Genomic DNA, 25,234 nt, shown 5'->3' with positions numbered 1-25,234 from the left:
TCATCCCTAAGTGACTCTCGTCGTGTGCATCCATGGGGTGAAGCGGGTGGGTCGGTTCGCGAGTCTCGGGTGGCTAGGAGAAGAGGGTGGCGGTTGTTCTCGTGCTGCAGGCACGTGGCCTCGGTGATCTGCTCACCGCGGTTCCCGCGTTGCGCGCGCTGCGACGGGCGAAACCGCACGATCAGATCATCCTCGCCGCTCCGCATCGCCTGAAGCCGATCGTCGACCTCATTGCCTCCGTCGACTCCATGCTCCCCACCTCCGACCTCGGTGACCTGCGCTGGGACGCTCCCGAACCCGGACTGGCGGTGAATCTGCACGGCCCGAGCGCCGAGAGCATCGTCGCGCTCACCAAGACCGATCCCGGACGCATCCTCTCCTACCGCAATCCCGCCTTTCCGGAGCTGGATGGCCCGGAATGGGCGACGGATATGCATCACGTCGAGCGCTGGTGCCATCTGCTCGAATCCGACGGCATCGTGGCCGATCGCCGTAATCTGGGGCTGGTCCCACCGGTCGCGACCACCAGTCGGCGCAATTGCGTCGTGGTGCACGTGGGAGCGGGCGCACCGGCCCGCCGCTGGCCGCCCGACCGGTTCGCCGCGGTCGTACGGCATCTGCTGGTACTCGGTCGCGAAGTGGTCCTCACCGGTGACGAGTCCGAGCGCGATATCGCGCTGAATATCGCCGCCCGTGCGGGCCTACCCGGTGGCCGGGTGCTCGCGGGCGAGCAGAACCTCATCGAACTCGCCGCCACCGTCGCCGAGGCCGCGCTCGTGATCTGCGGTGATACCGGCGTCGCACATCTGGCCACCGCCTTCGGAACCCGGACCGTATTGCTGTTCGGGCCGACACCGCCGCGCTGGGGCGGGCCCCCACCGCATCTCCTCGGCAGGCATGCGGTGCTGTGGGCCGGTCAGTTCGGCGATCCCACAGCCGATACGCCCGACCCCGGTTTACTGCGAATCGGTGTCACCGAGGTGATCAGCGCGGTCGACAAGCAGCTCGCCAAGCGGGCATGGCCGGCCAGCGGAAACAATCGCGGGCGAACGGCATATCGCCGCGTGGGTTGACCACGAGCATTCAGGTGTTGCCCTCGGAGCGGGCATTGCTCAAAGCCGCGGCGTAGGCCGCCAGCGCGCTGGGCCAGAACTGTTCCAGATAGTCGCGCGCATCGCCAAGTCCGCGCGGATCCAGGAAGTACAACCGCCGATTGCCGTCCGGACGCATCATCACCAGCCGGGCCTCGCGCAGCGGCACCATCGGCATCTACGGCCATGTGAACGACATTCTCGCCGCCGTCGGTCAGCGGGTGCGCGCGGGCGATGTCATCGCCACCGTCGGCAACCGTGGCTTCTCCACCGGTCCGCACCTGCACTACGAAATCCACTCGAGCGCGGGCGCACCGATCGATCCGATGCCCTGGCTCGGCGCGCGCGGCATCGCCGTCGGCTTCGCCCCGGAGTAAACGAGCCCGCCGCCGCTCCGCGTGATGGCAGGCGCGCGCCAACGGCCGCAACGACCCAAGTGCCGCGCGACTGTTCGCGGCCAGTAGCGGCGTTCACTAAGCTCCTGCTCCTATGGCCCTCAGCGCAACACTGCACAACTTCGCCGTCCAACTCGCCGATGTCGACCGTGGTGTGTATCAGGAGTTGGAGTTGCGGGTTGCGCGCCACCCCTCCGAAACCGCCGAGTTCATGCTGACGCGATTGCTCGCCTACTGCCTCGAGTACGAGGAAGGCATCGCCTTCAGCGACAGCGGAGTGTCGTCCACCGACGAGCCCGCGGTGCTGGTGCGCGATCTGACCGGACGGCTCACCGCCTGGATCGAGGTCGGTGCACCCGATGCCGATCGCGTGCACCGCGGCAGCAAATCGGCTGAGCGCGTTGCCATCTACACCCATCGCGACCCGGCCAAGGTGCTCGCACAGCTCACCGGTAAACGGGTCCACCGGGCCGAAGCGATCCCGCTGTACAGCTTCGACCGCGACTTCATCGATGCCGCGGTAGCCGCGATCGAACGCCGCAACACGGTCACGGTGTCGATCACCGAGCGACTGCTCTACCTGGATCTCAATGGGACGAACCTGAGCACGTCGGTCGAAGAGCGCAGGCTCGGCTAGCGGTCGACGCTCACCGCAGCCGTTCTGCCTCGCGGGTGAGGGACAACAGTGTCGCGCTCAACGCCTTCAACTCTTCGGTGTCGGCGCCCTCACCGATGGCGGTGGCGACATCCTCGGCGGCGCAGCGGGCGGCGAACCAGCGGTCGGCCAGATCGGCCGTCTCCTGGGCGCTCAGTACCACCGAATCCGCCGGAATTCCGGTTCCCTTCAAGCTGTTGCGGTGTTCGTAGGCGCGTTGGCGACAGGACTGACGGCAGTACCGGCGACGACGTCCGGCCTCCGATTCGACGATCTCCCGCCCACACCACAGGCAGCAGGACAGCACGCGGCGCGACATGACGCAGAACCCTAACGGTTGTGCCGACCGAATGGCACTTCCGACCCCGGTTCAGCGGCGCGGCGTGGGCGTGGCGGAGGGTGGCCGGGGCACCGACTACAATGGAGCGGTTCGCCAGTACGCCGATGGGGAACTATTGGCGCAGGCACGATCGTTACATCTAAGGTCCAGCGAGCGTCGCGCGTTTCATCCGGCACTGACCGATGACGGACGCGGTCGCGGCGCAACAAGACTCGAGCACACAGGGAGAGGCACACCATGGCAGATCGCGTACTCCGGGGCAGTCGGCTCGGAGCGGTGAGCTACGAAACCGATCGCGACCACGACCTGGCCCCGCGACGGATTGCTCGGTACCGGACCGATAACGGCGAGGAATTCGACGTCCCCTTCGCCGACGACGCCGAGATCCCCCCGACCTGGCTGTGCCGCAACGGCCAGGAGGGCACCCTCATGGAGGGCACCACCCAGGAGACCAAGAAGGTCAAGCCGCCGCGCACCCACTGGGACATGCTGCTGGAGCGTCGCAGCAAGGAAGAGCTGGAGGAGCTGCTGAAGGAGCGGCTGGATCTGCTGAAGACGCGGCGTCGGGTCTAGGTACCATCACGCGAAAGAAGGCCGCTTGCACCGACTGGTGCAGGCGGCCTTTCTCATGCGGTGATCCGAGCGACAAGCACTACTTACTAGCGACCTTGCGGTAGCGCAGCAGAGCCAACGGCACGACCACCACCAGGATGGCCAGGGAACACCCCACCGCGTAGAGGATGCAGTGGTCGGCGGGCCAACCGGTCGGGGTGCCGAAGCTCGGGGGCGCGCCGTTGTCGAAGAGCTTGCGTCCGGCGGCGGAGACCGCGGTGATGGGGTTCCATTCGGCGAAGGCGCGCAGCGGACCGGGCAGCGACTCCGCGGAGATGAAGGCCGAGGAGATGAACGTCAACGGGAACAGCCAGATCAGGCCCGCGCTCTGGGCGACTTCGACGGTGGGTGAAAACAGACCGGTGATGGCCCCGACCCAGGACATGGCGAACGCGAACAGCAGAATTATCGCGAAAGCCAGTACGGCATCGATGATCCCGCCGTTGATCCGCCAGCCGACGATGTACCCGCAACCGACCATGACGGCCAGGCTCAGGATATTCACCGCCAGATCCGAGAGTGTGCGCCCCATCAGCACTGCCAGCCGCGACATCGGCAGCGTCCGCATGCGGTCGATGATTCCCTTCTCCAGATCACCCGCCAAGCCGACCGTGGTGAAGGCGGCGTTGAAAGCGACTGTCTGGGTGAAGATTCCGGCGAGCAGGAACTCGCGGTACTGGCCGCCGCCGAGTGAGGCACCGAAGATGTAGGCGAACAGGAAAACGAACATCAGCGGCTGGATCGTCGCGGTCACCAGTAGGGTCGGGACCCGCAGGATGGTCAGCAGATTCCGGTACGCCACGATGGCGCTGTCCCGGATGACCCGGGCGTGTGGCTGCCGAATCTCCGGTGGGGTTTCGGGTTTCGCGGTCGATTCCGCTTCGGTGCGCGCGACTGCGGTGCTCATCAAGACAAGATCTCCTCTTGTACATCGTCGATTTCCGGCTCGAGTGCGTGCGCGGAGGTACCGGTGAGAGACAGGAAGACGTCGTCGAGGCTGGGCCGGTGCACGCCGGCGTCGACCACGCACACGCCGGCGTCGTCGAGCCTGCGCAGCGCTTCGACCATGGTGCGGGAGCCGTCGGCGACCACGATGGAGACCTCGTCCGCGCCCAGATCGTGGGTCGGCTCACCGATACCGACCTGCGCGAGGATCGTCAGCGCGGGCAGCACGTCCTGGCCCGGGGCCAGCGTGACGGTGAGCCTGTCGCCGCCGATGGAGGTCTTCAGCTCATCGGCCGAACCATTGGCGATGACCCGTCCGCGATCGATGACGGTGATGCGGTCGGCGAGCCGATCGGCCTCTTCCAGATACTGGGTGGTGAGCAGCACCGTGGTGCCGTCGTCGACGAGATCGCCGATGACGCGCCACATATCGAGACGGCCACGCGGATCCAGGCCGGTGGTCGGCTCGTCGAGCACCACCACCGCGGGCCGAGCCACCAATGCACCGGCGAGGTCGAGCCGCCGCGCCATACCGCCGGAATACGTACCGGCACGACGGTGCGCCGCATGGTCCAGACCGAAGGTGCTCAGCAACTCCGTCGCACGAGATGCGGCCTGCTGCTGCGACATTCCGTACAGCCGTGCCACCATGCGCAGATTCTCGTAGCCGGTCAGGTTGGCGTCGACCGCCGCGTACTGACCGGACAGCCCGATGCGCCGCCGCGCGGTCGCCGGATCGCGCAAGACGTCGATACCCGCCACCCGCACCGATCCGGCGCAAGGCCGCAGCAGCGTGGTCACGATACGCACCGTGGTCGTTTTGCCCGCGCCATTGGGCCCGAGCAGTGCCATCACCGTGCCCGCCGGAATCTGTAGGTCGACCTCGTCCAGCACCCGCACCCGGCCGTAAGTCTTGACCAGGCCGCGCACCTCCACCGCCAGACTCACGACACAACCTGCCGAGCCCTGGCCCCCGGCGCCCGCACTCTCGCCGGGCCTGCTACCGATTGCTCACAGCCGGTCGATTCATCGCATTCGTTCACGACTCGCTCCTGTTCCGCCCCTCGGCACCGGCGTCCCGGCCCGCGCGGTCGTCGGCGATATCTCGCGCGAATCCGCCTCGGTAACACCAGGTTTCGTCGATGCGTGCGGGTGCTGTGTCGATGGATTGTTCGAAACGCTCTCTCACAACCGTGCCTCCTGCCTCGGTGCGCCTTCCAGGTGCTCGTCGAGCACCGGACCGATGACGGCGAGTGATTCCGGTGTCGTCATGGCCGAGTGTTTGCAAGGTAGGTCGTGGTTGTGAATGCTGCCGGTGACGAAGGGCGCCCATGCCGCGGCGCGGCGGGTCGGGTCGGTGTGGTTGATCTCGTCATCGGCCGCGGTGAAGAAGAGCAGATCACCGTTGAACGTCCTGGGGCGGAAGCCGTGGGCCAGGACAGTGCCATTGGTGTAGCCCGCGTAGAGGCGCTCCAGGTGTTCGACGGTCAGGGCGGCGAACGGGCCGGATCGCGAGCTCAGCAGTTCGGCCGCGTCGCGCAGAGTCATGCGCGGGTCGAGTTCGACATCATCGGCGTCATTGCCGAATTCGCCGATGATCTCGGCCACCGTGGGGATCGCATGCTCGAGCCATTCGTCGGTGAGCTGGTAGCTGTCCATCATCGACAGCAGCGCGACCTGTTCGCCCGCCTCCTGCAACTGAACCGCCACCTCGTGCGCGATCAGGCCGCCCAGCGACCAGCCGAGCAGGTGGTAGGGCCCTTCGGGCTGGACCGACTTGATATGCGCCACATAGTTTTCCGCGGCCTCGCCGATCGAATCGAACCCGTCCTCGCCCGCGACATGCGGTGCCTGCAATCCGTACACCGGGCGGTCCGCAGCCAGATGCGCGAGCAGACCCGAGTAGCACCAGGACAGCCCGATCGCGGGATGGATGCAGAACAGCGGGGCCCGGCTCGTGGTACTGCGGGCCCGGATCGGCAGTACCGGCTCCAGTGTCGCGGCGATCGCCGCGCCGGGGTGACCGGCTCCGTCCAGCCGGGTCGCGATGGCAGCCGGGGTGGAGTCGCCGAACATCAGCTGCACCGGGAGATCGATCCCATTGGCGCGCAGCTCCGCCACGACCTTCGTGGCCAGCAACGAGTTGCCGCCGAGTTCGAAGAATCCGTCGTCGACACCCACCGTTTCGACACCGAGCACCGTCGCGAAGGCCGCACACAGCTGCACCTCGGTCGGGGTGGTCGGCGCCCGATAGCCTTCGCTCGCGCTGAAGACCGGTTCCGGCAGCGCATCGCGGTCGAGCTTGCCGACCGGGCTGAGCGGAACCTGGTCGATCAGCATGATCGATTGGGGCACCATGTAATTCGGCACCCGCGCCGCGAGATGTTCGGTGAGCTCGGCCGCGTTCAGCGTATTTCCCTCGCACGGCTTCACATACGACACCAATGCCGTCGCACCGGCTGGGGTCCGATAACCGATGGTCGTCGAGAACTCGACCGCGTCGTGCCGCGCGAGCGCGGCGTCGATCTCGCCGAGTTCGATGCGGAATCCGCGGATCTTCACCTGATGGTCGGTGCGGCCGAGGTATTCGATTTCGCGGGCCGAGTCGGAGCCGTGCCCGAACCAGCGCACGAGATCGCCGGTGCGATACATCCTTTCCCCCGGCTTGCCGTAGGGGTTCGCAATGAACCGCTGCGCCGTCAGCCCCGGACGGTTCAGGTAGCCCCGTGCCAGCGCACTACCCGCCAGGTGCAGTTCACCGGTCACCCCGACCGGCGCGGGATGCAGCCGTCCATCGACGATGGTGGCATTGACGCCGCGGATCGGCCCGCCGATCGTGATCGGCTCGCCCGGTGCCATGGGCTGGGAGATCACCGTGACAATGGTGGTCTCGGTCGGCCCGTACACGTTGTACAGATTGCGGCCGGGCGCCCAGCGTGTGACCAGCTCCGGCGGCAGCGCCTCACCGCCCACCAGCACATGCGCCAGTTCGGTGACGCCGGTCGGATCGACCGTGCCGAGTGCCGAGGTGGTGATGAACGCGTGCGTTATCCCCTCGTCGATGAATACCCTGCCCAGTTCGGCGCCGCCGACCACACCCGATGGCGTGATCACCAGCGTCGCCGCACCACCGAGGGCGAGCAGCAGGTCGAGCATGGCGGCGTCGAAGCTCGGCGTCGCGAAATGCAGGACCCGGCAACCGGGGTGCACCTCGAACCGCTCGGCGGTCTCCGCGGCGAAGTTCGACAGGCCACCGTGGGTGACCACGACCCCCTTCGGTGTGCCGGTCGAGCCGGAGGTGTAGATGACGTATGCCGGATTGTCCACCCGCAGCGCCCTGATCCGCTCGCCCGTCCTGATCGGCGCGTCGGACGTATCCAGCACCCGCCCACGGAATTCGGCATCATCGAGCACGATCCACTCGGCGTCGCCCGGCATCTGGTCGCGGTGCTCGGCCAGCGTGATGCCCAGTGCCGCACCGGAATCGGTGAGCATATGGGAGATCCGCTGCGCCGGATACAGCGGGTCGACCGGCACGAATGCCGCACCCGCCTTGGCCACCGCGAGCATCGTCGCCACCGATTCGACCGAGCGCGGAATCCCCAGCGCCACCAGCGTTTCCGGGCCGACCCCACGTTCGATGAGCACCCGCGCCAGCCGGTTGGTCCACCGGTCGAGCGCGTCGTAGCTCACCTGGGTATCGCCCGAGCACAGTGCGATGGCCTTGCGATCGACATTCGCCGCGTTCTCGAACACCTCGGGGAAGGTGGCCGGCCGGTCCGCCTCCGCCCCGCGCACGGGAGCCAACCCGGACCATTCGGCGGGATCGAGCAGTTCCAGATCACCCACGGCGGTGGTCGGATTCGCTGCGACACCGGCGAGCAGCCGGACCAGTCGCCTGCCGAGCCGCTGTGCGGTCTGCTCGTCGAACAGATCGCTCGCGTAGTTGACGGACAGGTTGATTCCGCCGGGTTCCCTTGTGCCGGTGTGTGATTCGGTCAGCGTGAACTGCAGATCGAACTTCGCGATACCGGTGTCGATATCCTCCGACTCGATGCGCAGCCGGGGGAGGTCGAGCACCCGCACCGGGTGGTTCTGCACCGAGAGCATCACCTGGAACATCGGGTGATGGGCCTGCGAGCGGGCCGGATTCAGTACCTCGACGAGTCGCTCGAACGGCAGGTCCGCATGCGCGAACGCATCCAGATCGATATCGCGCACGGCGTGTAGCAGGTCGGTGAACCTGGCGTCCGGATCGATCCGGGTGCGCAGTACCAACGTGTTGACGAACATACCGACCATGCGATCCAGCTCCGGATGGCCACCGCGACCGGCGATCGGCGTGCCGACGGTGATGTCGTCGGTCGCGGTCATCCGATGCAGCAGTACCGCGAGCGCGGCGTGGAGCAGCATGAACATGCTGACGTTATTGCTGGTGGCGATCGTGCGCAGTTCTCGATGGGTCAATGCGTCGATCGGGCACTCCACGATGCCCCCGCGATAGCTCGGCGCGGGCGGGCGCGGCCGGTCCGCTGGCAGGTTCAGCAGCACCGGAATTCCGTTCAGAGTCTCGCGCCAGTAGTCGAGCTGGCGATGGACCAGCGAATCGGGATCGTCCTCGGTGCCGAGCGTGTCCTGTTGCCAGAGTGCGTAATCGGCGTACTGGATCTCCGATTCCGGCCAGTCGGGCGTCTTCGCCTCGCATGCTGCCGCATAGGCCGTGGCCACATCGGCGGCCAGGGGTGCCAGCGACCAGCCGTCCATCGCGATGTGGTGGACGACGAGCACCAGCACGTGCTCGGTCGACGCCCCTGATTTCGCGTCGGTGGATCCGTTGCGGTCGACCGTGATCAGCGCGGCCCGCAGCGGTACGGTCGAGGCGAGATCGAATCCCGGAGTCGCGAAATTTTGTACCGCATCTGATATTTCGGACTGCGGCAGGGTCGTGACGAACATCGAGACGGCCGCATCCGCCGGATCGAGAACGCGCTGCGTGGGAACCCCATCGACCTCCGGGAATACTGTCCGCAGCGTCTCGTGCCGCTGCTGTACGGCGTGCAATGCCCGCATCAGCGCATCGGCATCCAGCTCGCCGCGCATGCGCAGCACCACCGGGACGTTGTAGGCCCCGCTGGCCTCACCCGTGCCGTCTCCGACCTGGTTGAACCGGTTCAGGAACCACAGTCGATACTGGGCCGCCGACAACGGAATCCGCTCCGGCCGATCGCGGCGCACCAACTCCGGCCGAGCGTCGGCACCGGATCCGGCATCGAGCAGCGTCGCGATTTCGGCGACCGTCGGCCTGGTAAAGACCGTGCGCACCTCGAGCCGGGTATTCGTCACCGCGGCCAACCGGGCCACGAGTTGGGTTGCCAGCAGCGAATTTCCGCCGATATCGAAGAAGCTGTCCTCGGCGCTCACACCCTCGACACCGACCAACTCGCCCATCACCTCGGCCACCAGCCGCTCGGCGTCGTTCGCTGGTGCCCGCTGGGCCGTGCGCAACGTCAGCTGCGGTTCGGGCAGTGCGGCGACATCCAATTTCCCCGTCGGGGTCAGCGGGATCCTGTCCAGCACGGCGATACTCGCCGGAACCATGTGCGCGGGAAGGTGTTCGGCGACATGGGCGCGCACCGCATCGATATCCGGTGCGGTGTCCTCGGTGGGCTGGATGAACGAGACGATCCGATCCGCGCCCGCGATATGGCGCACCTCGGTGTGCGCGAACCGCACGTGCTCATGTGCGGCGAGCGCGTTGGTGATCTCGCCGAGTTCGATGCGGAATCCGCGCACTTTGACCTGATGGTCACTGCGTCCGAGGTAGACGATCTCGCCCGCGGCATTCCAGCGCACCACATCACCACTGCGGTACATCCGCGACCCCGCCGGTCCGAAAGGGTCGGCGACGAATCGTGTAGTGGTGAGTTCGAACCTGTCGAGATACCCACGCGAGACACCGAATCCGCTGAGGTATAGATCGCCGGGAACCCCGACCGGCACCGGACGCAGCCGCTCATCGAGTACCAGCGCCCGCGCACCACGCACCGGGGTTCCGATGGTGATCGGTTCGCCGATCGCCAGCGGCGCCGAGATCGTGGTGACGATGGTGGTCTCGGTCGGCCCGTAGACGTTGTGCATCTGCCGTCCCGGGGCCCAGCGGGTCACCAACCCTGGACTCAGGGCCTCGCCACCCACCATGAGCCCACGCAGGCACGGCAATGACCACCGCTCCCGATCGATGGTGGCCAATGCGGCCGGTGTGATGAACGTGTGGGTGACACGCTCGCGCTCCATCAGCGCGGCCAGTTCATCGCCGCCGTAGATATCGGTCGGGACGATCACCATGGTCGCGCCGGAGCCGATCGCGAGCAGCAGATCCAGAATCGCCGCGTCGAAGCTCGGGGAGGAGAAGTGCAGCGTGCGCGAATCCTTGTCGACCCGCATCCGCTCGCGGAGTTCGTCGCCGAAGTTCGACAGCCCGCTGTGCGTGACGCCCACGCCCTTGGGTTTGCCGGTCGAACCCGAGGTGTAGATCACATAGGCCAGATCGGCGATCTCGATGGGACGATGGCGTTCGTAGTCGTCGACCAGGCAGTCGTCGAATTCGTCCAGTTCCTCGATGAATTCAGGCGCGTCGAGCAGCAGCCAGTCGGTGGCCGCGGTCGCGGGCAGCCGATCGGCGTGCTCGGCCAGCGTGACGCCCACTTCGCACCCGGAGTCGACCAGCATGTGCCGCACGCGGTCGGCCGGATAGTTCGGATCCACCGGCACGAATGCGGCACCGGACTTGGTGACCGCGAGCATCGTGATGACCGAGTCGATCGATCGGGTCAGGCCGAGTGCCACTCGGTCACCCGGACCGAGCCCGCGCTCGATCAGCGCCCGTGCCAGCCGATTCGAGCGCGCGTCGACCGCGGTGTAGGTCAGCGAGGTGCCATTCGAGCGGATCGCCGTGCGCTGCGGATGCATATGCGCGGTGGCGGTGAAGTAGGCGGCCAGCGTGCACTGGGGCGTGGTCGCGCCGCCGCTGGCCGGGGTGAGTTGTCGTCGCTCGAATTCGGTGCGCACGTCGATATCGCGGACCAGCACCTGGGGTGCCGCGGCAACGGCCGCCAACACCGCCTGGAACCGATCGGCCATCGTTTTGACCGTCGCTGCATCGAAAAGCTCTGCGGCATAGGCGAATTCGAAGATACGCGCCGACGCGTCCGGTCCGGCGCCGCGGGCGACGGTACCGACCCGCAGTTCCAGATCGAATTTGGCCAGCGCGATATCCAATTCCTCGGCATGCAAGGCGAGGCCGGGCAGTTCGAGCGCGGGAACCGGACCGTCCTGCACCGTCAGCGCCACCTGGAACAGCGGATGGCGACCGCTGCCGCGCCCGTCGCTGCCCAACTCGTTGACGATGCGCTCGAAGGGGATATCCGTGTGCGCCATGGCGGCCAGCTCGTTATCGCGATCCGCGCGCAGCAGCGTCGCGAACGGAATATCCGGGTCGACATCCGAGCGCAGCACCAGCGTGTTGACGAACATGCCGACCAGCTCGTCGAGTTTGGTATCGGTGCGCCCCGCGACCGGCGTGCCGATCACGATATCCCGACCGCCGGTAATGAACCGCAGCATGACCGCGAGGGCCGAGCGCAGCACCATGAACATGCTGACGCCCTGTTCGCGCGCAAGTTCGGCAAGTGCCCGCTGCACCGGCTCGGGCACGCTGAAGCGCAGCGAACCCGCCTCCTGCGTCGGCGCGGCCGGCCGCAGCCGATCGTAGGGCAGCGGCAGCTCGTCGTGCAGATCCGCCAGTGCGCTGCGCCAGTACGCGAGTTGCTCGGCTGCGAGACTTTCCGGATCGGCCTCGTCACCGAGGTAGGCGCGCTGCCACAGCCCGAAATCGGCGTACTGCACCGGAAGTGGTGTCCAATCGGGTGCACCACCTGCACGCCTTGCCACGTAAGCAGCGGCCAGATCCCGGGTCAGCGGGCCGAGCGACCAACCGTCGGCGGCGATGTGATGCAACACGATGCCGAGCAGATGACGCCGAGAGTCGGTGCGCAGCAAGCTGATCCGCAGCGGAATGTCCTTGGTGAGATCGAATCCGGCGCGGGCCATAACGCGCAGTGTCTGCTCGGCGGCGCCTTCATCGGTCGCCACCGGCTCGACCACCGGCATGGCCTTGGCGGTCGGCAGCACCGACTGCCGGGCGCCGAGATTATCCTCCGGGAACACCGTGCGCAGTATCTCGTGCCGCTCGACCAGATCGGTCAGCGCCGAGCGCAGGGCCGCCGCATCCAGATCGCCGTCGATCCGAATGACGAATGCGATGTTATAGGCGCTCGATTCGGGTGAGAATCGATTGAGGAACCACAGTCGCTGCTGGGGCAGCGACAATGGAATGCGTCCCGGACGTGGGGTATGCACAGCCAGCGCCACCCGTTGCGTCCGGGGCGCTTCCGTTATCCGTTCCGCGACACCGGCCACCGTCGGCGCCTCGAAGATCAGCCGCACCGGCAGGTCGACGCCGAATTCCGCGTGCAGTGCGGCGGCGAGGCGGGTGGCGAGCAGCGAGTTGCCGCCCACCTCGAAGAAGCTGTCCTCCGCGCCCGTCATCGGATGGCCGAGGATTTCACCGAACGCGGCGGCGACGCGCTGCTCCAGCAACGTGCTCGGCGCTCGCGAGGTACCCGCGGCCGCGAAAACCGGTGCGGGCAGGGCCTTTCGGTCCAGCTTGCCGGCCTGGGTGACCGGCATCTCGTCGAGTACGGCGATCGAGGCAGGCACCATGTAGCCGGGCAGCCGCTGACGCGCGGTATCGGCGATAGCGGCGGCCTCGATCGGTTCGTCCGCGGTCACATAGGCGACCAGGCGAGGCTGGCCGTGTTCGTCGGTGTGCACGACGGTGAGCGCGGCGCGCACACCCGGATGGGCGCGCAACACATGGTCGATTTCGCGTAGTTCGATGCGGAAGCCGCGAATCTTGATCTGGTCGTCGGCGCGGCCGAGGAAGCGCAGCTGTCCGGTGGGATCCGAGACCACGAGATCGCCGGTGCGGTACATCCTTTCACCGCGCCGACCGTGCGGGTTGGCCGGGAAGCCCTGTGCGGTAAGGCCGTATCGGTCCAGGTAGCCGCGGGCCAGCCCCGGGCCGGACAGGTAGAGCTCGCCCGGAGTGCCCGGTGGCACCGGATGCAGTCGACCGTCCAGCACGAACAGTCGCATACCGCGCACCGGTCTGCCGAGCGGCACCGGGCGACCCGCCTGCATCGGACCGCTGGCGGTGGCGGCGACGGTCGCCTCGGAAGGGCCGTACATATTGTGGATACGGTGCCCGGCCGACCATCGTTCGACGAGTTCCTCCGAGCACGCCTCACCGCCGACGATGACGGCCTCGAGCTCGTCGAGCCCCTCCTCCGGCACGGTGGCCAGCGCGGCCGGCGTGATGAATGCATGGGTGACCCGCTCCGTGCGCAGCAGATCGGCGAGTTCCGTACCGCCGTACATGCCCGCGGGTGCGACGACGATGGTGGCGCCCGCCGCGAACCCGAGCAGGATCTCCAGCACCGACGCGTCGAAGCTGGGCGAGGAGAAGTGCAGCGTGCGTGCCGAATCCGTGACACCGAACAGATGCATCTGCTCCTGTGCCAGCGATGCGATACCGGCGTGGGTGACGACGACTGCCTTGGGCTTTCCGGTGGAACCCGAGGTGTAGATCAGGTAGGCCGGATACCCGGTGCGCATCGGATAGTGGCGGTCCGCATCGGTGACGGGATCGGTTGAGTAGCGAGCGGATTCGGTGGCCAGTTCATCCGAGCCGAGTACCAGCCAATCGACATAGTGCTTGCGGTGCTTACCGCCTGCGGCGGGCCAGGCGGGCATGGTGGCCAGGGATTCCGGCACGGTCAGCCCGAGCATGGCACCGGAATCGGCGATCATATGCCCGATCCGCTCGGCCGGGTAGCTCGGATCGATCGGCACATATGCCGCACCGGTTTTCGCCACGGCCCAGATGGCCGCGATGGAATCGAGGCTGCGCGGCAATGCGATCGCCACTACGACCTCGGGTCCGGCGCCGTGTTCGATCAGCGTGCGCGCCAGGCGATTCGACATTTCGTCGAGTTCGCGGTAGCTGGTGTCGACGCCCTCGTACCGCACGGCGGTCGCATCCGGCAGCCGCTCGGCGATGTCGGTGAACAGCTGCGCCAAGGTGATCGAGGGCTCACCCGGAGCACCGGCGATCGGCGCGAGCTTCGCCGCCTCGCGCCGGTCCAGGATCTGCAGATCGCCGACCGGTCGATTCGGCTCGGCGACGACGGCATTGAGCACGGCGATGAACCGGCGGGCGAGCGATTCGACCGTGCGCTTGTCGAAAACATCGGTGGCATAGCCGAATTCGGCGTGCAGCGGGCCATCGGCGATACCGTCGTGCAGTTCCAGCTGCAGATCGAATTTGGCGATATCGGCGGCGATCGGCAGCACCTGCGCCCGCACCCCGGGCAGATCGATGTTCAGATCCGGTGCGCGGTCATACGACAGCATCACCTGGAACAGCGGATGCCTGGCGGCGGAGCGCTCCGGATTGACGAGTTCGACCAGCCGCTCGAACGGCACATCCGCATTGGCGAAGGCGTTCAGATCGGTTTCGCGAACCACATCGAGCATCTGGTCGAATCCGGCGGCCGGATCGACCTCGGTCCGCAACACCAGCGTGTTGACGAACATGCCGACCAGATCGTCGAGCGCCGGATCCGAACGGCCCGCGATCGGGGTGCCGATGGCGATATCGGTGCTCGTGCACAGCCGCGCGAGCAGCGTGGCCAGTACGGCGTGCAGCACCATGAACATGCTGACACCCTGGCTGGCCGCGAGTTCGCCTGCGGCGCGGCGGATCTCGGGTGCAATAGTGAACTCGACCCGCCCGCCCTCGATCGAGCGACGCAGCGGACGCGGACGATCCAGCGGCAGGTCGAGCTGATCCGGCAGACCAGTGAGGGCCGCGCGCCAGTAGGCGAGCTGACGGCTCAGCGCACTCGCCGGATCGGCTTCGTCGCCGAGCAGTTCGCGCTGCCACAGGGAGAAATCAGCGTACTGCACCGGCAGCGGAGTCCACTGCGGTGCGATGCCCTTCGCACGCATGGCCACCGCGGCCATCAGATCCCTGGCCAGCGGTGCGATCGACCAGCCGTCGCCGCAGATGTGGTGCAGCACGATGAGGAATACGTGCCGATCCGCTCCGGTGGTCCACAGGGCCACCCGGATCGGGGCCTGACTGCGCAGATCGAAGCCGTATCCGGCGAACTCCTCGGCCAATTCCCGCACATCGGCGCCGGTCGCGTCGATCGGGTCCAGCGTGAGCGGGATATCGGTGGCCGGATGCACGAGCTGGTACGGACCTTCCGGTGCATCCGGGAAGGTGGTGCGCAGGGATTCGTGCCGCTCGATTACATCGATGAGTCCGGCACGCAGCGCCACGAGATCGATGGGTCCATCGATCTCGACGGCAAGCGGCATGTTGTAGGCGGCGGCGTGTTCGGCGAAGCGATTGAGGATCCACAGCCGCTGCTGAGCCAGCGACAACGGAATCCGTTGCGGCCGTTCGACAGGTACCAGCTTCGGGGAGGATGCGTCCGGGTTGTGGGCGGCGAAGCGCTCGATCAACGCGGCGATGGTCGAGGCCTCGAACAGGTCGCGGATAGTCAGCCCGGTACCGAGGGCGGCATTGATCCGCGCGACCGCGCGGGCGGCGATCAGCGAATTGCCGCCGAGATCGAAAAAGCCGTCCTCGACACCGATTCCGTCGATGCCGAGGACTTCGCCGAAGACACCGGCAAGTACCCGCTCCACCTCGGTGCGGGGCTCGGACGTGAGATGGCCGGACGGGCGGGTGGCATCGGGTTCGGGCAGCGCCTTGCGGTCGATCTTGCCGTTCGCGCTCAACGGTAGTTCGGCGAGCACCATCAGCACTGCAGGCACCATGTAGCTGGGCAGCGTGCGACGCAAGGCATTCAGCAACGCGGTGCTGTCCAAGTGGTCCGAAAAGGCCGGGGTGGCAACGACATAGGCTACGAGTTCGTCGCCGGTGCGGCCGTGATGGGCGACGCAGACCGCGCGGGCGACCCGCTCGTCGGCCAGCAGCGCCGCCTCGATCTCACCGAGTTCGATGCGCAGACCGCGGATCTTCACCTGGAAGTCGCTGCGACCCAGGTATTCGAGGATCCCTCGCGCCGAATTACCCTTGTGGCCGCCGAGATCCGGCTCGCCCTGCCAGCGCGCCAGATCGCCGGTGCGGTACATCCGGGCGCCCGGAGTGAACGGGTTGGCCACGAAACGATCAGCGGTCAACCGAGGTTGGCCGAGGTAGCCGCGCGCCAGTTGGACACCCGCGAGATACAGCTCGCCGACGACCCCCGGAGGCACCGGCCGCAGGCGTGCGTCCAAGACGTAGGTCTGGGTGTTCCACACCGGCGAGCCGATCGGCACGGTATCCGGGTCGGCCGGGCACGGCCAGTAGGTGACATCGACGGCGGCCTCGGTCGGCCCGTACAGATTGTGCAGTTCCGGCCCGGGCAGGGCGGCGTGGAAATCACGGACGGTGGCCGCGGGCAACGCCTCACCGCTGCAGAACACCCGGCGCAGCGTGGTGCAGCCGCGTACATCGGTATCGGAGACGAATACCGAAAGCATGGACGGCACGAAATGGGCTACAGTGATGGACTTTTCGGCGATCGTCCGGGCGAGGTAGCCGGGATCGCGGTGTCCGTCGGGCGCCGCGACGACGAGTCGCGCTCCGATCTGTAGGGGCCAGAAGAATTCCCAGATCGAGACGTCGAAGGTGTCCGGGGTCTTCTGCAGCACCGCGTCGGTGCCGTCCAGCGGATATTCGTGCTGCATCCAGCGCAGCCGGTTGACGATCGCGGCGTGAGTTACGCCGACGCCCTTGGGTTTTCCGGTCGATCCCGAGGTGAAGATCACGTACGCGAGATGCTCGGCACGCAGTGGAGCGAGGCGGTCGGTGTCGGCGATCGGGTGGGCGTCGAAATCCGTGAGGTCTGCGGTATCGATCGCGACCGTGTCCGCGCCCGCGGGCAGCGCGAGTTCGTCTCGGGCCGTGGTCAATACACAGACCGGATCGGCCCGTTCGAGGATCTGTTCGATCCGCTCTACCGGATGATCGGAATCCAGCGGCAGGTACGCCGCGCCCGCCTTGATGATCGCGTAGATGCCCACGACGAGTTCGAGGCTGCGCCGCAGGTACAGCCCGACAACCTGCTCGGGCCCCGCGCCACGTGCGATGAGCAGTCGGGCCAACTGGTTGGCACGCTCGTCGAGTTCACGGTAAGTCAGTGTCTCGTCACCGAATTCGAGCGCGGCCGCATCCGGGCAGATCATCGCGCGATCGGCGAACAGGCCGGACAAGGTCCCCTGCTGCGGCGCGGTCTCGGTGGCATTCCAGGTGTGCAGCACGCGCTCGCGCTCGTCATCGGTGATGGCGATCAGACTCTCGGCGTGCATATCGGGATCGGCGGCGAGGAACCGGGTCAGGAAGTTCAGGAACCGGCCGTGGTGCGCCGTGACCTCGGACTCCGCGTAGAGCCGCGGATTGGCCTCGAAGTCGACATGGATGCGACCGCCCTCGCCGTTGTACAGATTGATGGATAGGTCCTCGACCGGGCCGGTGGCGAGCACATGCAGCGAGCCGAGCAGACTGCCGAACTTCAGCTCGTCGTGGAACAGCATGATGTTGACCATCGGGCCGAAGAATCCGCGCGCATCGCGGGAGTAGCCGCAGTCGCGGCGGATGTCGTCGTGCCGGTAGAGCTGGTGCCGCAGCGCGCCGGTGATCTGCAATTCGGCCGCGCGCACCACATCGCGGACGGTGGTATCGGCATCGAAGCGCACCCGGATCGGCACCACATTCGATACCACGCCGGCGGCGCGGCGCAGCGCGACCGTGGTCCGCGCCGATACCGGCAGGCTCAGCACCACGTCGGGATTGCCGGTCACCGAGCGCACATAGGCGGCCAGCGCGGCGACGAACATCGTAGAGCTCTGGGTCTCGAGTTCGGCCGTGGCCGCGTTCATGGCTGCCTCGGCGCGTTCGTCGAGGACCGCGCAAGCACGCCGCCGCCCCGCATCCGGGGCGGCGGTGAGGCCGTTCACGTTGGACAGAGTCATCGGTCCACCCGCGCCTGCTAATTGCTCGAGCCAATAGTCGCGGTCGTTGCGGAACCGGCCGGAGTCGCGGTATGTGGATTCGTCCGCATAGATTTTCGCCAGCGGTGTAGCTCGGGATGCCTCCGGTTCGGTGCGATTCTCCACCGCCGTATAGATCTCCGCGGTGCGGGTGAGTGCGTTCATCGCGCCGTAGCCGTCGATCACGATGTGATGGCCGCGTGCGTACCAGATGTAGTCGGACTCGCCGGTCCGCAACACTATGTTCGTGGTGAGCGGATCCCGTTCGAAGTCGATCGGCGAGCTGGCGTGCTCATTCATCCAGCGCAGCGCGGCAGCGTGCGGATCAGGCTCGTCGCGCAGATCGATCCGGCCCCAGCCGGGGCGGCGGCTGTGGTCGATCACCTGATGCGGGACACTGTCGATCTCGATCAGACGCACATGTCCGACCTGCGTTTCGACACCGAATCGTTCGATCGAGTACAGCAGGCGTCCGACGTCCAAGTCGCCGTGGATCTCGACATACTGCGCAATGGTCAGCGGGACATCCGGGCGGATACGTTGGGCGTACCAGAGGGCTGTTTGCGCCGGCGACAGTGTGAATGGTTGTGCCGAGAATTCACCGGAAGAGCATTGGTCGACGCGATCCGTGGCCAATGACTTCATCAATCACTCCTTCTGCCGCTGTTGATGCACAACTCCCGAGCACCGCCACCGCAGGCGCGCACGCGCCAGCCGTAGGACGTGATCCACGCCCATAGATTCGGAGCATCGAATGCAACGGATGGCCAGCGTTGCGGATTTGTTTCACTTCGAACGACGTTGGCAGTAAGGCACTTTCATGAGCAACATTCCCGCAAACTCTCCAAATTTGCGGATTTAGCGGCAGAAACACCGGAAAATTGCACCTAACGCCAGATCTGTTGCGATCTGGCGAACTGCACGCTAACGCTCAGGGCAGACCGAACGATGGTTTCGAAGCCCCGAAACATACCGGTTGTTTGGTTAGGGGAACGCCCTATTCATCGCGCTCAACCGATCTGGCGAGCTCAGCCGACCGGCTGGTCCATGGTGGCCTGGTCGTTCACATACCTACCGCGGGTCTTTCGCCGCCGGATAACCGCCACCACGACGGCAGCACCGGACAGGATAACCGAGAGCAGTTCCGCTTCGGCGCCGAATCGGGTCGCGAGCGTCGTATTGCTCCGCAACGGCAGTTCGGCGACCAGCGCGGCGGGAACGAACTTGGGTGTCTGCTGCTGGACTGCGCCGTCCGCGGTGATGATGGCGCTGACACCGGAGGTGGCGGCGACCACGAGGGCGCGGCCGTGTTCGACGGCACGGACCCGGGACATGGCCAGCTGCTGATAGGTCATCTCGCTGTCGCCGAAGGTGGCGTTGTTGGTGGGCACGGTCAGCAATTGCGCGCCCGCGTGCATGGAATCGCGGAAAGCGCGGTCGAAGGCGACCTCGTAGCAGGTCGCGACGCCGATATCGATGCCGCCGTCGCGACTGCTTGCAGGTCGCTCGAACGGATCGGCGCGGACGGTGCCGTCGCCGTGGCCCGGAACGAAGTATCCGGCGCGGTCGGCGTACTCGGAGAACAGGCGGAAGAAGCTGCGCATCGGCAGGTATTCACCGAACGGCTGGATGATCTTCTTGTCGTGCCGCTCCCCCGGACCGGCCGCACCGTTCCAGACGATGACCGAGTTCGTCGTCGTGCGATCGCCGTTCACCAGTACCGCGCCGACGAGTATCGGCGCGCCGATCTGCTCGGACGCCTCGGTGATCTCCGCGGCCGCGTCGGCATTGCGCAGCGGGTCGATATCCGATGAGTTCTCCGGCCAGATCACCACGTCCGGCTTGCGCGCCTGCCCCTGCGCGACGGCTCGAGCCAATTCCTCGGTGCGCCGGACATGGTTGTCGAGTACAGCGCGTCGCTGGGCATTGAAGTCCAGCCCGAGCCGCGGCACGCTGCCCTGGATGGCAGCGACCGTGATCGTTCGGTCGCCTTCCTCCGGACCGGGCAGCGCGGTCCGGAGGATCGCTCCGGTGACCGGGATAGTAACCAAAGTCGCCGCCGCGGCGATAATTCCGATGCGGGTCGTGGTGGTACGACCCGACTCGGCGGGCGGCCGATCGTCTGTCGGCACGATCGTCACGCGGTTCCACACATACACCAGTACTGCCGCCGCCGCGGTTCCGGTGAGCGCCACCGCGAATCCGATGAGCGGCGCGCCCCCTACCATGGCCAGCGAGAGGTACCACCCGTCGGCCTGGCCGAACGCCAAACGCCCCCACGGGAATCCGCCGAACGGGAAGCTCGATCGCAGCCACTCGGTGGCCGTCCACGTCAACGCCACCCAGACCGGCCACCCCGGCAGCGAAAACAACAAACGCGCCAGTAGCCCGAACAGTCCTATATATAAGGCACACACCGTCGACAACGCGAGCCACGGCACCGGTCCGACGTAGATCCCGGTCCACGGCAACAGCGGCACGAAGAACGCCAGCCCCGCCAGGAACCCGTACCCGAACCCCCCACGCATCCGCGCAGCGCCGCGTATGGTCAGCGTCAGCACCACGATCCCGATAGGCGCGAGAAACCAGAACGGCCGCGGCGGAAAACTCCCGAAAATCAACAACCCCGACAGCACCGCCGCGACCGACCGACTCAGCACCGGATACCGACCGAGCGCGACGGCCACGCGGCGCAGAACCGCGCCGGGTGTTTCAGGCTTCATGGATGGTGACTCCGCGGTGGACGGTGCGCAGGCAGGTGGGCAGGGACGCGTCGGGGTCGAGCGGGGGTAGGCCGGGGACTCGAGAGCGCGGATCGGTGGACCAGCGCTGGACGGTATCGGCGGCTGCTGCGACGACGAGGTCGGCGGCGTCCCAGATCGCGTAGGAGGCGGGCGCCCCTGGGACCAAGGTGCCGGCGACGCCGTCGCGGATGCCGCCCGCGCGCCAGGCCCCCCGGGTGGCAGCGGCAAAGGCAGCACGAGGGGAGAGACCGTGGCCGGGGGTGCGGTGGTTGACCGCGGCGCGGACCGCCGACCAGGGATCGAGTGCGGTAACCGGTGCGTCCGAGCCGATGGCGAGGGCGATGCCCGCCACGGCCATGGCCGCGAAGGGATTCAGGGTGGCGGCGCGTTCGGAGCCGAGACGAGCGACGTACATGCCGTCCGGGCCGCCCCAGGTCGCGTCGAAACCCGGTTGGACACTGGCGATTACGCCCCACGCGGCCAGTTTCGCGATCTGATCGGCATCGATCATCTCCGCATGCTCGACGCGGTGTGCGCGGGATGCGACGGCCGGGCCGCCGAGTTCGTCGACCACCCGTCCGAATCCGGCGACGACAGCATCCATCGCAGCATCGCCGATAACGTGGAATCCGGCCTGAATGCCCGCCTCGGTGCAGGCACGAACATGTGCGGCGATCGTCTCGGCGTCGAGGTAGCCGAGACCAGTTCCGGCGTCATCGGCGTAAGACGCGCGCAAACGGGCGCTGTGCGAGCCGATCGAGCCGTCCACGAACAGATCGCCGCCGAGCGCGTGCACCCCGAGTTCGGCGACCAGTGCCCGCGCCTCGTCCGCGGTGCGCACCGCCTCACCCCAATAGGTCCGGACTTCCACGCCGTGCTCGAAGTCGATCAACTCACGAATATCGGCGCGCCCGGCGATCTCCGGTCCCCCGCATTCGTGCACCGCCACGACACCGTGCGCGGCCGCCGTATCCAGTGCGGCCTTGCGTGCCCGATCCCGTTGTGCGCGATCCAATCCCGAGAGAACCGCGGTGCGCACCAGATGGTGCGCGTCGGCGCGCAGGGGCGCACCGGGGGTGAAACCTACCGCGGCAGTGACTTCCGCAGTCGATAACCCCGACGACACCACCGCCGAATGCGCGTCCACCCGTGACAGATAGACCCGCCGCCCCGGCTGCACCGCCGCGTCGAGCTCCTCGACCGTCGGCGGCCGACGTTCCGGCCATCCGGTCTCGTCCCAGCCGTCACCGAGAATCGCGCCGTCGGGATGCGCCGCCGCGAACGCGCGCAGCAGCTCCAGGCAGTGTTCGAGTGAATGCGCCACCGACAGATCGAGGCCGGTCAGTTTCAAGCCCAGCGCCGTCACATGCACGTGCGGATCGACGAATGCCGGTGCCACGAAAGCACCATCGAGGTCGATGATCTCCGCATCCGGATGCAGCGCGCGTCCCGGTTGCTCGGCGCCCAGCCACACCACGGTGCCATCGGTCACGGCCATTGCCGTCGCGTCGGGTGAACTCGAACTGTAGAAACGACCGCCGATCAGCAACTGGGTACTCACGAGACACCAGTCTGCCGCATGGGTATTTCAGTCCGTCGAGTCGGACAGCCTCCGCTGCGTAGCGGCTGCTTGCAGGCCGCGCTAGATGGTCGGTGGCGAAACGTCCGCGGGTTGTGCCAGCACTGCCATGACCTCCGCGTATCTCGGCGGCGCACCGCCGGGTGCGGCTCGCATACCCGCCTCCACCGCGATCAGTTCCAGCCGCAGTGCCGCGGCCGTGAATCCGGAAATCGACTGTCCCGCAGCCGCCGCGGCCTGCCGCACCGCCGCTGCCAGCTCCTCACTCACCGTGACGGTGAGCTCTTCGGTCGCCATCCGGCCACCCTAGTCCTTTGATCCGTCTGACGAAAAGGGCACGAGGGTGATAGATGGCACGGTTTGCGGAAGCGGCCAGAGGTGAACCCGATCAGCCGGCTGACCCTTTGGCGAGACCTGCAAGCAATCGCTACGGAAGAGCCGGGCGAGTCGAGGGCCGGGGGTCGTCGTACCACTCGCTGACGACCGCGCCGTCGACCACATCGTCACCGTCGATGATCACGCCGCGATATGGCATCGCGGCGGCCAGACGGCTGAAGCGGCGCGCGGCGAACGCGGCGACCAGCGGACGGACCAGGAAGCGGGTCGGTGGCAGCAGCAGGAGCAGCCCGAAGAACGAGGTGACCAGGCCCGGGATGAACATCAGGAACCCGCCCGCAGCGACGAGCGCGCCGTCCGCGACCGCGGTGCCCGGGTTGATCTCCCCGCGTCCGGCGCGTCGGAATTGTTCGAAGACGCGACGGCCTTGGGAGCCGATGAGCAGCATGCCCGCGGCGGACCCGGCGATGAGCAGAAGGATGGTCGGCATCACACCGATGAGCTGGCCGACGCCGATCAGCGCGGCGATCTCGACGACGACGTAGAGCACGAACAGTACGGCGGGCATGGCGATCCTTTCGGACGATCTACCCGGTTCAACGTCGCACGGCCCGAATTTTCTCCCGATCCAGCCTGATAGGTCGCTGAGATCTCACCCGCCGGGTCGCACCAACCCGGTCTCGTAGGCCAGCACGACCGCTTGAACCCGGTCGCGCAGACCGAGTTTCGTCAGCACCCGCCCGACGTGCGTCTTCACGGTGGCCTCGGACAGGTACAACTGCTCGGCGATCTCGGCATTGGACCGCCCCGCCGCGATCTGCTCGAGCACCTCACGCTCACGCGCGGTCAGCACCTCGAGTACCGCCGGATCCTGCACACCACCCGGGTCGTCGGCGATGAGCCGGTCCAGCAGTCGCTTGGTCACCTTGGGCGAAACCACTGCATCACCGCCTGCCACACTGCGGATCGCCGAGACCAGATCCTCGGGCGGCGTGTCCTTCAACAGGAATCCGCTCGCACCCGCTCGCAGCGCGCCCAATGCGTGTTCGTCGAGGTCGAAGGTCGTCATCACGAGCACCTTGCAGCCGTCACCGGCCTCGACGATGCGCTGCGTGGCGGATACCCCGTCGACGACCGGCATCCGCACATCCATCAGCACCACATCCGGCCGCAACTCCTTGGCCCGGGATATCGCGGCGGCGCCGTTCTCGGCCTCTCCGATCACCTCGATGTCCGGGTGCGCACCGAGCACCATTTTCAATCCCATACGCATGAGTTCTTGATCGTCGACAACGAGAACGGTAATCGGCACGTCCCTAATCTATCGGTCCCGTCCAGCGTGTTTTCCGCACCGTGTGCACGGCCGCAGCGGATGCGATCTTGCATGGCACTCGTGGGCAGTAGCACACCTGCGGTTCGATCGTTGACGGTGTGCCCAAATCCAATGTGACGCACCACTATCGGGTGCTGCGCGATGTCGGGATCATCCGGCAGCGGCCGTCCGTAAGGGAAACCTTGCAGTCGTTACGCCGTAACGATCTCGATGCGCGGTTCCCGGGTTTGCTGGATTCGGTGATCGATGCAGCCCGCCGGGAGCAGTCGCCCGTGACCCGAACTTGATCACGGTTCGGCCGCATGGCGCGCGCGAAAGTCGTGGTTACCGTACCCAAGTCGGGTTATGCCGTACTGTGCCCGCGTGCCGCCATCCGCCCTCCGCGATCGCAAACGAGAACGTACCCGCCGTGCCCTCCTCGAGGCAGCCGTCGAGCTTTTCGAGAACAGAGGCTATGAGGAAACCACGGTGGCCGATATCGCCGCCGCGGCCGAGGTCGGCACCCGGACTTTCTTCAACTACTTTGCCAGCAAGGAAGATTTGCTCTTCCCGGAACAGGACGAGCGGGTGCGCGCCGCGGTGGCTGCCATCGCGAGCCGTCGGCCCGGCGAGCGGCCCGTGGAAGTGCTGCTGCGCGGGTTGCGGGCGGCGGGCGATAATCCGGGCGAACACCTCGTCGATGATCTGAGTGCGCGCATTGCCGCACTGCGCGCACAGGTTTCGCGCACCGTGCCCGCGGTGAGCGGGCGGGCCGCGCATGCGCAGTTGGTCGCGCAGCGCGAGATCGCGCGACAGTTGCATATGGCATTTCCCGCCGAATTGGACGATGTCGGCGCCGCCGCGTTGGTCGGTGCCGTGGTAGGCGCGGTTTCCGGTGCGTTGACGGTGCTGTTCCAGAGTCCGGTGGCGGGCGTGGACGGCGAGCGGTTGCATCGCCAGATCCACGAAACGACGTCACGGGTGCTGCAGCCCTGGCTCGCCTCGAATTCCAAGATGCATGTCGGACCCGTGCACTGA

At 66.9% G+C, this 25,234-nt stretch carries 16 protein-coding genes; 6 read left to right on the top strand and 10 right to left on the bottom strand.

Going from position 1 to position 25,234, the window contains the following annotated elements; genetic code table 11:
• Nucleotides 1–86: 86 nt before the first annotated feature.
• A complete protein-coding gene (locus ACQPXH_RS15150) occupies nt 87–1,073 on the top strand; it encodes a glycosyltransferase family 9 protein (RefSeq protein ID WP_433602970.1) in 987 nt (328 codons plus the stop codon).
• Nucleotides 1,074–1,083: 10 nt separating this feature from the next.
• Here the strand turns inward: ACQPXH_RS15150 and ACQPXH_RS15145 are convergent, their stop codons facing one another.
• Nucleotides 1,084–1,269: a hypothetical protein gene (locus tag ACQPXH_RS15145; protein ID WP_433602969.1), complete on the bottom strand. Its 186-nt coding sequence runs from the start codon at nt 1,267–1,269 to the stop codon at nt 1,084–1,086.
• Nucleotides 1,270–1,279: 10 nt separating this feature from the next.
• Between ACQPXH_RS15145 and ACQPXH_RS15140 the strand changes: the two genes are divergently transcribed.
• Together ACQPXH_RS15140 and ACQPXH_RS15135 are read left to right on the top strand one after the other, a co-directional pair.
• Nucleotides 1,280–1,468, top strand: coding sequence for a M23 family metallopeptidase (locus tag ACQPXH_RS15140; RefSeq protein ID WP_433602968.1), 189 nt, complete (start codon nt 1,280–1,282; stop codon nt 1,466–1,468).
• 112 nt (nt 1,469–1,580) lie between these two features.
• Entirely contained in the window at nt 1,581–2,123 is a 543-nt protein-coding gene (locus ACQPXH_RS15135) for a YaeQ family protein (RefSeq protein ID WP_433602967.1), read from the top strand.
• A gap of 10 nt (nt 2,124–2,133) precedes the next feature.
• On the opposite strand, the gene ACQPXH_RS15130 is transcribed toward ACQPXH_RS15135, so the two are convergent.
• Nucleotides 2,134–2,460, bottom strand: coding sequence for a hypothetical protein (locus ACQPXH_RS15130; RefSeq protein WP_433602966.1), 327 nt, complete (start codon nt 2,458–2,460; stop codon nt 2,134–2,136).
• A 258-nt stretch (nt 2,461–2,718) separates the two neighbouring features.
• Here ACQPXH_RS15130 and ACQPXH_RS15125 point away from each other — a divergent pair, with 258 nt between their 5' ends.
• Nucleotides 2,719–3,054 (top strand): RNA polymerase-binding protein RbpA, encoded by a 336-nt coding sequence (locus tag ACQPXH_RS15125; protein WP_040691372.1) that lies wholly within the window; start codon nt 2,719–2,721, stop codon nt 3,052–3,054.
• Nucleotides 3,055–3,133: 79 nt separating this feature from the next.
• Here the strand turns inward: ACQPXH_RS15125 and ACQPXH_RS15120 are convergent, their stop codons facing one another.
• The 8 genes from ACQPXH_RS15120 to ACQPXH_RS15085 all read right to left on the bottom strand — a co-directional run bounded on the left by ACQPXH_RS15120 (nt 3,134) and on the right by ACQPXH_RS15085 (nt 24,196).
• On the bottom strand, nt 3,134–4,000 hold the full coding sequence (locus ACQPXH_RS15120) for an ABC transporter permease (protein ID WP_433602965.1): 867 nt from the start codon (nt 3,998–4,000) through the stop codon (nt 3,134–3,136).
• Nucleotides 4,000–4,986 carry an ATP-binding cassette domain-containing protein gene (locus tag ACQPXH_RS15115; protein ID WP_433602964.1) on the bottom strand — a complete coding sequence of 329 codons (987 nt, stop codon included), beginning with the start codon at nt 4,984–4,986 and terminating at the stop codon, nt 4,000–4,002. Before ACQPXH_RS15115 ends, ACQPXH_RS15120 begins: the two co-directional genes overlap by 1 nt.
• Before the next feature lie 237 nt (nt 4,987–5,223).
• The gene (locus ACQPXH_RS15110; protein WP_433602963.1) at nt 5,224–18,870 is read right to left on the bottom strand and encodes an amino acid adenylation domain-containing protein; all 13,647 of its coding nucleotides are present in this window, start codon (nt 18,868–18,870) and stop codon (nt 5,224–5,226) included.
• 383 nt (nt 18,871–19,253) lie between these two features.
• A complete protein-coding gene (gene lnt / locus ACQPXH_RS15105) occupies nt 19,254–20,948 on the bottom strand; it encodes an apolipoprotein N-acyltransferase (RefSeq protein WP_433602962.1) in 1,695 nt (564 codons plus the stop codon).
• A complete protein-coding gene (locus ACQPXH_RS15100; protein WP_433602961.1) occupies nt 20,938–22,530 on the bottom strand; it encodes an amidohydrolase in 1,593 nt (530 codons plus the stop codon). Before ACQPXH_RS15100 ends, lnt begins: the two co-directional genes overlap by 11 nt.
• An 81-nt stretch (nt 22,531–22,611) precedes the next feature.
• Nucleotides 22,612–22,845, bottom strand: coding sequence for a hypothetical protein (locus tag ACQPXH_RS15095; protein ID WP_433520479.1), 234 nt, complete (start codon nt 22,843–22,845; stop codon nt 22,612–22,614).
• Between the two features lie 130 nt (nt 22,846–22,975).
• Nucleotides 22,976–23,452, bottom strand: coding sequence for an FxsA family protein (locus ACQPXH_RS15090; protein ID WP_433602960.1), 477 nt, complete (start codon nt 23,450–23,452; stop codon nt 22,976–22,978).
• A gap of 84 nt (nt 23,453–23,536) precedes the next feature.
• Nucleotides 23,537–24,196, bottom strand: coding sequence for a response regulator (locus tag ACQPXH_RS15085; RefSeq protein WP_433602959.1), 660 nt, complete (start codon nt 24,194–24,196; stop codon nt 23,537–23,539).
• Between the two features lie 119 nt (nt 24,197–24,315).
• Between ACQPXH_RS15085 and ACQPXH_RS15080 the strand changes: the two genes are divergently transcribed.
• Together ACQPXH_RS15080 and ACQPXH_RS15075 are read left to right on the top strand one after the other, a co-directional pair.
• On the top strand, nt 24,316–24,504 hold the full coding sequence (locus ACQPXH_RS15080) for a hypothetical protein (protein ID WP_433602958.1): 189 nt from the start codon (nt 24,316–24,318) through the stop codon (nt 24,502–24,504).
• Between the two features lie 76 nt (nt 24,505–24,580).
• The gene (locus ACQPXH_RS15075) at nt 24,581–25,234 is read left to right on the top strand and encodes a TetR/AcrR family transcriptional regulator (RefSeq protein ID WP_433602957.1); all 654 of its coding nucleotides are present in this window, start codon (nt 24,581–24,583) and stop codon (nt 25,232–25,234) included.

Source organism: Nocardia sp. CA-135953 (genome assembly GCF_050955735.1).
Lineage (GTDB): Bacteria > Actinomycetota > Actinomycetes > Mycobacteriales > Mycobacteriaceae > Nocardia.
Note: the sequence above shows the minus strand (reverse complement) of the source record. Positions and strands in the feature narration are given on the sequence as shown.

Bases quoted from the DNA above. Each gene is read 5' to 3' on its own strand.
- ACQPXH_RS15095 (WP_433520479.1), bottom strand. From the start codon at position 22,845: ATGGCGACCGAAGAGCTCACCGTCACGGTGAGTGAGGAGCTGGCAGCG.
- ACQPXH_RS15110 (WP_433602963.1), bottom strand. From the start codon at position 18,870: ATGAAGTCATTGGCCACGGATCGCGTCGACCAATGCTCTTCCGGTGAA.
- ACQPXH_RS15135 (WP_433602967.1), top strand. From the start codon at position 1,581: ATGGCCCTCAGCGCAACACTGCACAACTTCGCCGTCCAACTCGCCGAT.
- ACQPXH_RS15120 (WP_433602965.1), bottom strand. From the start codon at position 4,000: ATGAGCACCGCAGTCGCGCGCACCGAAGCGGAATCGACCGCGAAACCC.
- ACQPXH_RS15145 (WP_433602969.1), bottom strand. From the start codon at position 1,269: ATGCCGATGGTGCCGCTGCGCGAGGCCCGGCTGGTGATGATGCGTCCG.
- ACQPXH_RS15090 (WP_433602960.1), bottom strand. From the start codon at position 23,452: ATGCCCGCCGTACTGTTCGTGCTCTACGTCGTCGTCGAGATCGCCGCG.
- lnt (WP_433602962.1), bottom strand. From the start codon at position 20,948: ATGAAGCCTGAAACACCCGGCGCGGTTCTGCGCCGCGTGGCCGTCGCG.
- ACQPXH_RS15125 (WP_040691372.1), top strand. From the start codon at position 2,719: ATGGCAGATCGCGTACTCCGGGGCAGTCGGCTCGGAGCGGTGAGCTAC.
- ACQPXH_RS15130 (WP_433602966.1), bottom strand. From the start codon at position 2,460: ATGTCGCGCCGCGTGCTGTCCTGCTGCCTGTGGTGTGGGCGGGAGATC.